The organism is Amycolatopsis sp. NPDC004169 (genome assembly GCF_040610315.1).
Taxonomy (GTDB): Bacteria; Actinomycetota; Actinomycetes; order Mycobacteriales; family Pseudonocardiaceae; genus Amycolatopsis.
Map to the genome: position 1 here is coordinate 135,209 of NZ_JBEXMD010000010.1, position 11,581 is coordinate 146,789.

Below are 11,581 nucleotides of genomic sequence, written 5' to 3' on the forward strand. Positions count from 1 at the left end.
ACGGTCACTCAGAAAGTGCAATGACTCAACTTTTGAAGTGAGTTAGACTTTGGTGCATGACGGAAGTGATCGGACGCCGCGAGCGCAAGAAGGCGCAGACCCGCAAAGCCCTCGCCGACGCCGCGCTCGAGCTGTTCCTCCAGCGCGGCTACGACCAGGTCGGGGTGAAGGAGATCGCGGACGCGGCGGATGTCTCGGTGACGACGCTGTTCAAGTACTTCCCGAGCAAGGAAGCCCTGGTGTTCGACCAGGACGAGGACGTCGAGGCGGCCCTGATCACGGCGGTCGTCGGGCGGCCGCCGGGGTTCTCGGTGGTCGACGCGCTGCGCGAGCACCTCCTGCGCTCGGTGAAGAAGGGCCCGAGCGACGAGTTCCTGCACTTGATCGAGAGCGAGCCACCGCTGCGCGACTACGCGAGGCGGATGTGGATGCGCCACGAGAAGGCGCTGGCCAGGGCGATCGCGCAGGAGATGGGGGCGCCGGAGGACGACGTGGCGTGCGCGGCACTGGCCCGGTTCGCACTGGCGTCGCGCGAGCTGATCCTGGCCCACGAGCACCCCCGCCGGGCGGCGGAGGAGATTTTCGCCCGCCTGCAGCGCGGCTGGCGCACGGAGTAGCTCACTGCGGCGATGCTCTTGCGTGGTGAAGATCTGAGCTTTCGGCCGGCGGCGAGGTGTGGGTTGTGCCTTCACATCACCCAGCGGCGGAACCCGCCCTCGGCATTGATCACCTGCCCGGTGATCCACCGGCTCTCCTCCGACGCCAGCCACCTCACCAAACGCGCCACCTCGCGCGGGCTGCACCACCGCCCCGCCGGCAGCGCACGTCCGACGCGTTCGGCGAGATCCGGCTCCGCCCACCCCGTGTCGACCGGCCCCGGGTTGAGCGCGTTCACCGTGATCCCCCGGTCCACCAGCGCGTCGGACAAGCTGAGCGTCATCTGGTGGACCGCACCCTTGCTGATCGCGTACGGCAGCTCGTCGCTCATCGGCGCCAGGTGCTGCCCGGAGGTGAACAGGATGACCCGCCCGCCCGGTCGCGTGTCGTCGTGGGCGGCGGCGTACGACTGGGTCAGCAGGACACTCGCGCGGGCGTTCACCGCCCACGTCAGGTCCAGCTCGGCCGCCGTGACCTCCGCCAACCCCTGGTTCGAACTCCGGGCGTGGTTGGCGACCACCACGTCGACCGCGCCGAACGCCGCCACCGCGGCCGCCACCACCCGTGCGGGCGCTTCGGGGTCGGCGAAGTCGGCCGCGATGTGCTGGAGGCGGGGCCCGGCTCCTCCGAGCAGTTCCACGATTCCGGCGTCGCCCGCCGGATCGGTGCCCCACGGCTGCTCCGCGTCGTGCGGGGACCACGAATGCACCAGCACCGAAGCCCCCGCGGCCAGCAGCTCCTCGGCCACCGCGAAACCGATCCCCGCCCGGCGGCTGACGCCGGTCACCACCGCCACCCGGCCCGCCATCTCCACACCTCGACCCTAACCGGCGAAACGAATGAAGGCCCCCTGCCGAGGCAGAGGGCCTTCACCGAGCCGACACGAAACTCACGCCGTCGGCGGCTGGTACACCTTCGTCAGCTTCCCCGCCGCGGCCCGGTCCAGCAGCCACAACGTCCGCCGGTGCCCGCGGGCCCCGGCCACCGGCAGCTGGACCTCCCCGGCTCCGGCCAACGCCAGCGCCACCGCGTCGGCCTTCGCCTCACCGGCCGTCATCAGCCACACGTCCCGCGCCCGCCGGATCGCCGGCAGCGTCAACGAAATCCGGGTCGGCGGCGGCTTGGGGCAGTTGCGCACCGCCACCACCGTCCGGTCCGTCTCGTACACCGCCGGGGACTCCGGGAACACCGAGGCCGTGTGCCCTTCACCGCCGAGGCCCAGCAACATGATGTCGAACGACGGGACGTCACCGTGGTCTTCCGGCCCGGCCTGGGACGCCAGCACCGAGGCATAAGCCGCCGCCGCTGCGTCCACATCGGACCCGAACTCGCCGTCCGACGCGGCCATCGGGTGGACGCGCTTCGGGTCCAGCGGGACGTGGTCCAGCAGCGCCTCGCGGGCCTGCTTCTCGTTCCGCTCGTCCGAATCCGCCGGCACGAACCGCTCGTCGCCCCAGTAGACGTCCAGCCGTGACCAGTCGATCGCGTCACGGGCCGAGGAGGCGCGCAGCTCCGACAGCACCGCGATCCCGGTACCGCCGCCGGTCAGCACCACCGAGGCCGACCCCTTGGCCGCCTGGACGTCCACCAGCCGGGTCACCAGGCGGGCCGCCGCCGCGGCGGCCAGGAGGTCCTGGTTCGCGTAGACGACGACTTCCGTCTTGCTCATTTGGCGGCACCCGAAGCAGCCGAGCCCGCCGCCGCGGCCGGGGACGTCACGTCCGCCTTCGGCGGCGTCCCCGGCTTGCCGTTCGAGCCCGACGTGATCTTGCCAAGGCCGTGCAGGGCCGCTTCGTAGACCTCGTCCGGGTCGAGCCGGCGCAGCTCCTCGACCAGGCAGTCCTGCGTGCTGCGCCGCTGCAGGGCGATCCGGCGGGTCGGCTGGCCCGGCTGGGTCAGCGTGCCCACGCGGCCGTCCGGGCGGTGCAGTTCCACCGGGCCCGACTTCCGGTCGAGCCGCACCGAGATGATCCCCGCCGCGCCCGAGCTCTTGACCCGCTTGACCGGCACCTTCAGGTACTCGGCCAGCCAGGCGGCCAGCAGCTCGGTCGACGGCGAGTCGGCCTCGCCGGTCACCGTCGCACCGGTGATCTTCTCGTACGGCGGCAGGTCCAGGGCCGAGACGAGCTGGGCGCGCCAGTGCGTCAGGCGCGTCCAGGCCAGGTCGGTGTCACCTTCGGTGTACGCCTTCGCCCGCGTGGTCAGCGCCTTGACCGGGCTCTTCTCCGCGGCCGAGTCGGTGATCCGGCGCTGGGCCAGCTCGCCGAGCGGGTCCTTGTCCGGGTCCTTCGGGCCGGCACCGGGCCACCAGCACACGATCGGCGCGTCCGGCAGCAGCAGCGGCACCACGGCACTCTGCCCCTGGCCGGCCAGCGGGCCGTACAGGCGCAGCACGATGACCTCGCTCGCGCCGGCGTCGCCGCCGACCCGGATCTGGCCGTCGATGCGCGGGGCCGCCGTGCGGGCGCCCTTGGCCACCACGATCACCCGCGACGGGTGCTCGCGGCTCGCGCCGTTGGCCGCCTCGATGGCTTCCTCGAGCTTGGCGTCGTCGTCGGCCACGATCACCAGCGTCAGCACCCGCCCGAGCGCGACTTGCCCGCCCTGTTCGCGGATCTCCACCAGCTTCTTGTTGAGTGCCGAAGTCGTGGTGGACGGCAGGTCGATGATCACGGGCGCCTCCATTTCCGGCCGGTGCGCTCCAGCATTTCGTCGGCGGACCGCGGGCCCCAGGTACCCGGCGGGTACTGCTCCGGCGCGCCTTCCTTCGCCCAGTGCTCCAGGATCGGGTCGAGGATCTTCCAGGAGAGCTCGACCTCTTCGTTCACCGGGAACAGCGACGGTTCGCCGAGCAGGACGTCCAGGATCAGCCGCTCGTAGGCCTCCGGGGAGGATTCGGTGAACGCGTGCCCGTACCCGAAGTCCATCGTGACGTCGCGGACCTCCATCGTGGTCCCCGGCACCTTCGAGCCGAACCGCAGCGTGATGCCCTCGTCCGGCTGGACCCGGATGACCAGGGCGTTCTGGCCGAGCTCCTCGGTCGAGGTCGAGTCGAACGGCAGGTGCGGCGCCCGCTTGAACACCACGGCGATCTCGGTGACGCGGCGGCCGAGCCGCTTGCCGGTGCGCAGGTAGAACGGCACCCCGGCCCAGCGGCGGCTCTGCACTTCGAGGGTCACCGCGGCGTAGGTCTCGGTCTTCGAGTCCTTCGCGAAGCCCTCTTCCTGCAGCAGGCCGGGCACCTTCATGCCGCCCTGCCAGCCGCCCGCGTACTGACCGCGCGCGGTGGTCTTGTCGAACGGCTCGACCGGTTTGGTGCCCGAGAGCACCTTGATCTTCTCCGCGCGCAGGGCCCGCGGCTCGAACGACAGCGGCTCCTCCATCGCGGTGAAGGCGAGCAGTTGCAGCAGGTGGTTCTGGATGACGTCGCGGGCCGCGCCGATGCCGTCGTAGTACCCCGCGCGGCCGCCGAGGCCGATGTCCTCGGCCATGGTGATCTGCACGTGGTCGACGTAGTTGGCGTTCCAGATCGGCTCGAACAGCTGGTTGGCGAAGCGCAGCGCCAGGATGTTCTGCACCGTCTCCTTGCCGAGGTAGTGGTCGATGCGGAACACCGACTCCTCGGGGAAGACGTCGTTGACGATCGCGTTCAGCTCTTCGGCGCTCTTCAGGTCGTGCCCGAAGGGCTTCTCGATGACCACGCGCCGCCAGGTGTTCTCGTCGGCGTTCGCCAGCCCGGAGCGGGCCAGCTGCTTGGTCACCACCGGGAACGCGCCGGGCGGGATCGACAGGTAGAACGCGGTGTTGCCGCCGGTGCCGCGTTCGGCGTCGAGGTCGCGGATGGTCTTCGCGAGCCGGTCGAAGGCTTCGTCGTCGTCGAAGGTGCCCTGGACGAACCGGATGCCTTCGGCGAGCCGGTTCCACACCGACTCCTTGAACGGCGTCCGCGCGTGCTCCTTGACCGAGTCGTGCACGAGCTCGCCGAAGTCCTGGTGCTCCCAGTCGCGGCGGGCGAACCCGACGAGCGAGAAGCCCGCGGGCAGCAGCCCGCGGTTGGCCAGGTCGTAGATGGCGGGCATCAGCTTCTTGCGGGCCAGGTCACCGGTGACCCCGAAGATCACCAGGCTGGAGGGCCCGGCGATCCGCGGGAGCCGCTTGTCCCGAGGATCGCGCAGCGGGTTCTTCCACGTCATGCGGAAACCTCCTGTACCGCGCGGGCGACGGCCGCAAGGCCCGCGGCCCGGTCGGTCAGGTGCAGGCGCAGCACCGGGCGGCCGTGCTCGGCCAGCACCTGGCCGTCGCCGAGGGCCTGGGCGTGCTGCAGCTGCCCCAGCGTGTACGGCCGGTCCGGCACGTCGAGGTCCTGCTCGACGGCGCCGGTGAGCTGCAGGAACACGCCGTTCTGGTGCCCGCCCTTGTGGTACTGGCCGGTGGAGTGCAGGAACCGCGGGCCCCAGCCGAACGTCGTCTGCAGCCCGGTGCGCTTGGCGATTTCGCCGCGCAGCACCGCCGTCGACGCGTCTTCGAGCCGGTCGAGGTACGCCTGCACCGCGATGTAGCCCGCTTCCGGCGCCGAAGCGAAGAACGCGCGCAGCACGTCGGTCAGGCTGCCCTCGGTGGAGACCCCGTCGCTGCCGAAGATCTCGACCGGACCGTCCACGTTGGACGGCTCCTCGCCGCCCTTCAGCTTCTCCGGGTCGTCCAGCAGTGCGCGGGCCGCCTTCTTCGCGGCTTCCACGTCCGGCTGGTCGAACGGGTTGATCCCGAGCAGCCGGCCGGCCAGCGCGGTCGCGAACTCCCACAGCAGGAACTGCGCGCCGAGCGAGCCGGTGACGGAGATCTTCGCCGCACCCTGCGGGCCGCCGACCGCGGTCGGCGTGGCGTCGGACTTCGCGTCCACGAAGCCGGGCGCCTCCGCGCCCTCGACCGCGACCGGCAGGAGACCGGTGCCCTGCTTGCCGGTGGATTCCGCGATGAGCTGCTCGGCCCAGTCCGGGAAGCCCTTGATGCCGGAACCGGTGTCGGCGAGGACGACCTTCTCGGCGCCGGCCTCGTGCGCGGCGGCCCAGGCGGCGGCGAGCTTGACCGCCGGGTTGTCCGCCGAGTCCGCGGCGAGCTGCTCGGCCACCGAAGCGGCCTGGTCGAGCAGCCGGGCGACGTCCGCGCCGGCCAGGCCGGCCGGGACGAGCCCGAACGCGGTCAGCGCCGAGTAGCGGCCGCCGACGTGCGGGTCGGCGAGGAAGGTCTTGCGGTAACCCTCCTTTTCGGACAGTTCCTGGAACGGCGAGCCCGGGTCGGTGACGACCACGATCCGCCGGGCCGCGTCGATCCCCGCGTCGGCGAACGCTTTCGCGAAGATGCGCCGGTGGCTGTCGGTCTCGACGGTGCCGCCCGACTTCGACGACACCACGATCACCGTGCGCTCGAGGTCGCCGGCGAGCGCGTCGGCGACCTGGCCCGGGTCGGTGGTGTCGAGGACGGTCAGCGCGACGCCGTCGGTCGCGGTGATCACCTCCGGCGCCAGCGACGAGCCGCCCATGCCGGCCAGCACCACGCGGTCGACGCCCTCACCGCGCAGCTCGGTCCGCAGCTGCTCGATCTCGCCGATCAGCGGCCGCGACGACTTGTGCAGCGTCGTCCACGACAGCCGGATCGACGCCTCGGATTCGGCGTCCGGTCCCCAGAGCGTCGCGTCCTGCGCCGCCAGCTTCGAGGCGACCTGGTCCTTGACCAGCTGCTCGGCCAGCGGAGCGGCGCGCTCCGCCAGTGCGGCGTCCACGATCTCGACGCCGGTCGTTTCCCCTGTCGTCATGTCGTGCGTCAGCCCTTCGCCTGCTCGAGCTGCCCGTTGACGGTCTCCAGGAGCTCGGTCCACGACTTCTCGAACTTCTCGACGCCCTCGTTCTCCAGCACGAGGAACACGTCGCGGATGTCGATGCCGACGGCTTCGAGCTTGTCGAAGACCTCCTGCGCCTCGGCGGCGCGCCCGCTGACCTGGTCACCGGTGATCTGCGCGTGCTCGGCCACCGCGTCCAGAGTCTTCTCCGGCATCGTGTTGACCGTGTCCTTCACGACGAGCTGGTCGACGTAGAGGGTGGGGGAGTAGTCCGGGTTCTTCACGCCGGTCGACGCCCACAGCGGACGCTGCGCGTTGGCGCCGTCGGCCGCGAGGGCCTTCCAGCGGTCGGTGCCGGACAGCTCCTGGAAGGCCGCGTAGGCGAGGCGGGCGTTGGCGACGGCGGCCTTGCCGCGCAGGGCCAGAGCCTCGTCGGTGCCGATGGCCTCCAGGCGCTTGTCGATCTCGGTGTCCACGCGCGAGACGAAGAACGACGCCACCGAGTGGATGCCGCGCAGGTCGTGGCCGTTGGCCTTCGCCTGCTCCAGGCCGGCGAAGTAGGCCTCGATGACCTTCTTGTACCGCTCGACGGAGAAGATCAGCGTGACGTTGACGCTGATGCCCTCGGCCAGTGTCTTCGTGATGGCGGGCAGGCCCTCTTCGGTGGCCGGGATCTTGATCAGCACGTTCGGCCGGTCCACGGTCTTCCACAGGTCCTGCGCCTCGACGACCGTCTTGTCGGAGTCCTTGGCCAGGCGCGGGTCGACCTCGATCGACACGCGGCCGTCGACCCCGTTCGTGGCGGTGTAGACGTCGCGGAACAGGTCCGCGGCGTTGCGCACGTCGGTCGTGGTCAGGTCGCGGATGGTCGCCTCGACGTCGGCGCCCTGGGCCGCGAGCTCCCGCGTCCGCTCGTCGTAGGCGTCGCCCTTCGACATCGCGTTGGCGAAGATCGTCGGGTTGGTCGTCACGCCCACGACGTGCTTGTTGCGGATCAGGGCGGCCAGGTTGCCGGTGTTCAGGCGTTCACGCGAAAGGTCGTCGAGCCAGATCGAGACACCGGCTTCGGACAACGCGGCGAGCTTGTCGTTGCTCATTACTGTCATCCCCTTCAGGAATTCTTGGTGTTCTGGATCGAGCGGCGCGCGGCCTCGACGACTGCTTCCGCGGTGAAACCGAACTCACGGAACAGTGTGGCGGCATCGGCGGAGGCGCCGAAGTGCTCGATCGAAACGTTCACCCCGGCGTCACCGGTGAAGCGGTGCCACGACTGGGCGATGCCCGCCTCGACGGACACGCGGGCCTTCACACCGGCCGGGATGACGGATTCGCGGTAGGCCGCGTCCTGCGCGTCGAACCACTCGACGCACGGCATGGACACGACGCGCGCCTTGACGCCGTCGGCGTCCAGGGTCTTCTTGGCCTCGACCGCCAGCTGGACCTCGGAGCCGGTGGCGATGAGGACCACGTCCGGGGTGCCTTCGCTGTCGGCGAGGACGTACCCGCCCTTCGCCACGCCCTCCGCGCTGGTGCCCTCGAGCACCGGCACGTTCTGGCGGGTCAGGGCCAGGCCGGACGGGTGGTGGATGTCCTCCAGGACCGCCTTCCACGCGTACGCGGTCTCGTTGGCGTCCGCCGGGCGGACGACGTTGAGGCCAGGGATCGCGCGCAGCGCGGAGAGCTGCTCGATCGGCTGGTGCGTCGGGCCGTCCTCGCCGAGGCCGATCGAGTCGTGCGTCCAGACGTAGGTGACCGGCGCCTTCATCAGCGCGGCCAGCCGGACCGGCGGGCGCATGTAGTCGGAGAAGATGAGGAACGTCGCGCCGTACGGGCGGGTGCCGCCGTGCAGCGCGATCCCGTTGAGGATCGAGCCCATGGCGTGCTCGCGGACGCCGAAGTGCAGCGTCCGGCCGTACGGGTTGGCCTGCCACATCTCGGTGGCGGCCTTCTCGGGACCGAACGAGTCGGCGCCCTTCATCGTCGTGTTGTTGCTCTCGGCCAGGTCGGCCGACCCGCCCCACAGCTCCGGCAGCGGCTCGGCGAGGGCGTTGAGCACCTCACCGGAGGCCTTGCGGGTCGCGATGCCCTTGGCGTCCGGCTCCCAGTGCGGCAGGTTGTCGGCGAAGCCCTCCGGCAGCGTGCGGGTGGCCAGCCGGTCGGCCAGCTTCTTGCGCTCCGGGTTGGCCTTGCCCCAGGCCTCGAACTTCTCCTGCCACTCGGCGTGGGCGGCCTTGCCGCGCTCGAGCGCCTGGCGGGTGTGCTTGAGCACGTCGTCCTCGACCACGAACGACTGGTTCGGGTCGAAGCCGAGGATCTCCTTGACCGCGGCGACCTCTTCGGCGCCCAGCGCGGCGCCGTGCGCCTTGCCGGTGCCCATCTTCTTCGGGGCCGGGTAGCCGATGACGGTCCGCAGCGCGATGAACGACGGCCGCTGCGTCTCGGCCTTGGCGGCCTTGATGGCCTCCTCGATCGCGACGACGTCCTCGCCGCCCTCGACGACCTGGGTGTGCCACCCGTAGGCCTCGTAGCGCTTCACGGTGTCCTCGGACAGCGCGATGTTGGTGTCGTCCTCGATCGAGATCTTGTTGTCGTCGTAGAAGACGATCAGGTTGCCCAGTTCCTGGCGGCCCGCGATGGACGAGGCCTCGGAGGTGACGCCCTCTTCGATGTCGCCGTCGGAGGCGATCACGTAGATGTGGTGGTCGAAGATGCTCTCGCCGGGCGCGGCGTCCGGGTCGAGCAGGCCGCGCTCGCGGCGGGCGGCCATCGCCATGCCCACGGCGTTGGCCAGGCCCTGGCCCAGCGGGCCGGTGGTGGTCTCGACGCCGTCGGTGTGGCGGTACTCCGGGTGACCCGGGGTCTTCGAGCCCCACTTGCGCAGCTGCTTGAGGTCCTCGAGCTCGAGGCCGTAGCCGGCGAGGAACAGCTGGATGTAGAGGGTCAGGCTGGAGTGCCCGGCCGAGAGGACGAAGCGGTCACGGCCCGGCCAGTGCTGGTCGTTCGGGTCGTGACGCAGCGTGCGCTGGAACAGCGTGTAGGCCAGCGGCGCCAGGCTCATCGCCGTGCCGGGGTGGCCACTGCCACAGTTTTCGACCGCGTCGGCGGCCAGGACCCGGACGGTGTCCACGGCGCGGGTGTCGGTGTCGGTCCAGTCGGCGGGCACGTTGCGCCGGAGGAGTGGGTTGTTCTCGCTGGTAGTGGCGGTTTCGGACACTGAACTCCAACTCCCGGTCATGATGGTTGCGGCTGGTCTTCCTCGTTCCGGTTACCCGTGCGCGCGGCTACCTATCTCAATCGATCCCGAAGGGACGATATTCCTGCTCGCGGCCATGCGCAGGGGCAATCGCGGCCCGTCGCGGCCAGCCTAGTGCTTCGGCCGGTCGAGGACCCGCGATCACCCACGGGATTCACCACGTCTAACATCGTTCGAGGGTTCAGTAGGGCTGGTTCTTCGGCTACCCGGACTGGTCCCGCCCGAACCTGACGCAGGGAGTGAAATGTCGCCGGTGAACGCTGCGCACGGACGCAGTGAAGACACCAGCGCCGTGCACCCGACCGGTGAGCGACCGCACGGTGACCGGCGAAGCCTCCGCCGGGTCGTCGGCGCCTACGCGGCGCTCGCGAAGCCCCGGGTCATCGAGCTCCTCCTGGTGACCACCATCCCGGCGATGTTCCTCGCCGGCCGTCAGATCCCCTCGCCGTGGCTGGTGCTGGCCACGCTGGTGGGCGGGACGATGGCCGCGGGCAGCGCGAACGCGCTCAACTGCGTGATCGACGCGGACATCGACAAGGTGATGAACCGCACGAAGCGCCGCCCGCTGGTCAAGGACTCGGTGCCCCGCCGCGGCGCGCTGGTCTTCGGCCTGGTGCTGGGGGTCGCCTCGTTCGTCGTGCTCTACTTCACGGTGAACCTGCTCTCGGCCCTGCTGGCCGTGGCGACGATCCTGTTCTACATCTTCGTCTACACGCTCGGCCTCAAGCGGCGCACGTCGCAGAACGTGGTCTGGGGCGGCGCGGCGGGCTGCATGCCGGTGGTCATCGGCTGGGCGGCCGTCACCGGCACGGTGCAGTGGCCGGCGTTCGTGATGTTCGGCGTGATCTTCTTCTGGACCCCGCCGCACACGTGGGCGCTGGGCATGAAGTACCGCGAGGACTACGAGCGGGCCGGCGTCCCGATGCTGCCGGTGGTCGCCACCGCCCAGCACGTCGCCCGCCAGATCGTCATCTACTCGTGGGTGATGGTGGCCTGGACGCTGCTGCTGCTCCCGGTGACGTCGTGGCTGTACGGCACGTTCGCGATCCTCGCGGGCGGCTGGTTCCTCTTCTACGCGCACAGCCTGCAGGCGGCGGTGCGGCGCGGCGAGGAGACCAAGCCGATGGCCCTGTTCCACCGGTCGAACACGTACCTGATGATCGTGTTCGTGGCCTTGGCCGTCGACTCGGCCATCGGCCTGCCGACCCTCGGCCTGCCGTTCTGACTCCGGCTCTGAGACGGATCGGGACGGCGGCCACCGCGGTCGTCGTCCTGGGCCTGCTGGTCCTCCTCGGCCGCGGGAACCTCCCCGCACTGGACGAGTCGCTGCTCACCGGCGGCTGCACCATCCCGAAGCGGATCACCGCCGTCCCCGGGCCCGCGCCCGACGGCGGTGCCGTCCGCGTCGCCGAGCAGGGCCCGGGTGCCGCGGTGCTGGAGAACACCAGCACCCTCGCCGCCTACCGGATCACGGTGACGTCCGGCTCCCGGACCGTCGAGGTCCCCGTTCTCCTGCCCGGCGGGCGGAGCGGTGTCGCGCTCGACCACCCCGCGGTCGGTCCGGTGATCTGGATCGCACCCGAGGCGCTAGGCGGCTTCACCCCGGTGACCGCCGACGTCGTCCCCGGCGGGGTCCGCTACCGCTCCGGCAACTGCCGTCCGCTGACCAGCCGCGGCGCCGCGGTGCTGTTCCGCGCCCCGGACGGGCGAATCACCGGGGGTGAGCAGCTGCCGGCGGCGAGCGTGTCGTGCGCGCCGGGGGAGCGGGTGCTGCCCGGGGCCGCCGCGGGTGCCGAGGTCTTCCCCTACTGCGACCTGCGGACGGAATGATCGCG

General features: G+C 70.8%; 10 protein-coding genes. 3 read left to right on the forward strand and 7 right to left on the reverse strand.

Translation table 11 applies throughout. The features are described 5' to 3' along the window. Nucleotides 1-56 precede the first annotated feature (56 nt). Entirely contained in the window at nucleotides 57-617 is a 561-nt protein-coding gene (locus tag ABZX11_RS16270) for a TetR/AcrR family transcriptional regulator (protein WP_176176276.1), read from the forward strand. A gap of 71 nt (nucleotides 618-688) precedes the next feature. Here ABZX11_RS16270 and ABZX11_RS16275 read toward each other — a convergent pair whose 3' ends face one another. The 7 genes from ABZX11_RS16275 to tkt all read right to left on the reverse strand — a co-directional run bounded on the left by ABZX11_RS16275 (nucleotide 689) and on the right by tkt (nucleotide 9,707). After that, the gene (locus tag ABZX11_RS16275; RefSeq protein WP_176176277.1) at nucleotides 689-1,465 is read right to left on the reverse strand and encodes an SDR family oxidoreductase; all 777 of its coding nucleotides are present in this window, start codon (nucleotides 1,463-1,465) and stop codon (nucleotides 689-691) included. Nucleotides 1,466-1,546: 81 nt separating this feature from the next. Beyond that, nucleotides 1,547-2,326, reverse strand: coding sequence for a 6-phosphogluconolactonase (gene pgl, locus ABZX11_RS16280; protein ID WP_176176278.1), 780 nt, complete (start codon nucleotides 2,324-2,326; stop codon nucleotides 1,547-1,549). After that, nucleotides 2,323-3,330: a glucose-6-phosphate dehydrogenase assembly protein OpcA gene (opcA, locus tag ABZX11_RS16285; RefSeq protein ID WP_176176279.1), complete on the reverse strand. Its 1,008-nt coding sequence runs from the start codon at nucleotides 3,328-3,330 to the stop codon at nucleotides 2,323-2,325. Before opcA ends, pgl begins: the two co-directional genes overlap by 4 nt. Further along, nucleotides 3,327-4,850: a glucose-6-phosphate dehydrogenase gene (zwf, locus tag ABZX11_RS16290; protein WP_176176280.1), complete on the reverse strand. Its 1,524-nt coding sequence runs from the start codon at nucleotides 4,848-4,850 to the stop codon at nucleotides 3,327-3,329. The genes opcA and zwf overlap by 4 nt, the downstream gene beginning before the upstream one ends. Further along, entirely contained in the window at nucleotides 4,847-6,469 is a 1,623-nt protein-coding gene (locus ABZX11_RS16295; protein ID WP_176176281.1) for a glucose-6-phosphate isomerase, read from the reverse strand. Before ABZX11_RS16295 ends, zwf begins: the two co-directional genes overlap by 4 nt. Nucleotides 6,470-6,477: 8 nt before the next feature. Further along, on the reverse strand, nucleotides 6,478-7,590 hold the full coding sequence (tal, locus tag ABZX11_RS16300) for a transaldolase (RefSeq protein ID WP_354913652.1): 1,113 nt from the start codon (nucleotides 7,588-7,590) through the stop codon (nucleotides 6,478-6,480). A gap of 14 nt (nucleotides 7,591-7,604) precedes the next feature. Continuing rightward, nucleotides 7,605-9,707 carry a transketolase gene (gene tkt, locus ABZX11_RS16305; protein WP_354913654.1) on the reverse strand — a complete coding sequence of 701 codons (2,103 nt, stop codon included), beginning with the start codon at nucleotides 9,705-9,707 and terminating at the stop codon, nucleotides 7,605-7,607. A gap of 283 nt (nucleotides 9,708-9,990) precedes the next feature. On the opposite strand from tkt, the gene ABZX11_RS16310 reads away from it, so the two are divergent. Beyond that, nucleotides 9,991-10,971: a heme o synthase gene (locus ABZX11_RS16310; protein WP_176176284.1), complete on the forward strand. Its 981-nt coding sequence runs from the start codon at nucleotides 9,991-9,993 to the stop codon at nucleotides 10,969-10,971. 206 nt (nucleotides 10,972-11,177) lie between these two features. Continuing rightward, nucleotides 11,178-11,576: a hypothetical protein gene (locus ABZX11_RS16315; protein WP_354913656.1), complete on the forward strand. Its 399-nt coding sequence runs from the start codon at nucleotides 11,178-11,180 to the stop codon at nucleotides 11,574-11,576. The last annotated feature ends 5 nt before the right edge of the window (nucleotides 11,577-11,581 follow it).

Excerpts from the sequence above, each read along its gene's own strand:
- ABZX11_RS16270 (WP_176176276.1), top strand. The coding sequence starts at position 57 with ATGACGGAAGTGATCGGACGCCGCGAGCGCAAGAAGGCGCAGACCCGC.
- ABZX11_RS16275 (WP_176176277.1), bottom strand. The coding sequence starts at position 1,465 with ATGGCGGGCCGGGTGGCGGTGGTGACCGGCGTCAGCCGCCGGGCGGGG.
- pgl (WP_176176278.1), bottom strand. The coding sequence starts at position 2,326 with ATGAGCAAGACGGAAGTCGTCGTCTACGCGAACCAGGACCTCCTGGCC.
- zwf (WP_176176280.1), bottom strand. The coding sequence starts at position 4,850 with ATGACGTGGAAGAACCCGCTGCGCGATCCTCGGGACAAGCGGCTCCCG.
- ABZX11_RS16295 (WP_176176281.1), bottom strand. The coding sequence starts at position 6,469 with ATGACGACAGGGGAAACGACCGGCGTCGAGATCGTGGACGCCGCACTG.
- tal (WP_354913652.1), bottom strand. The coding sequence starts at position 7,590 with ATGAGCAACGACAAGCTCGCCGCGTTGTCCGAAGCCGGTGTCTCGATC.
- ABZX11_RS16310 (WP_176176284.1), top strand. The coding sequence starts at position 9,991 with ATGTCGCCGGTGAACGCTGCGCACGGACGCAGTGAAGACACCAGCGCC.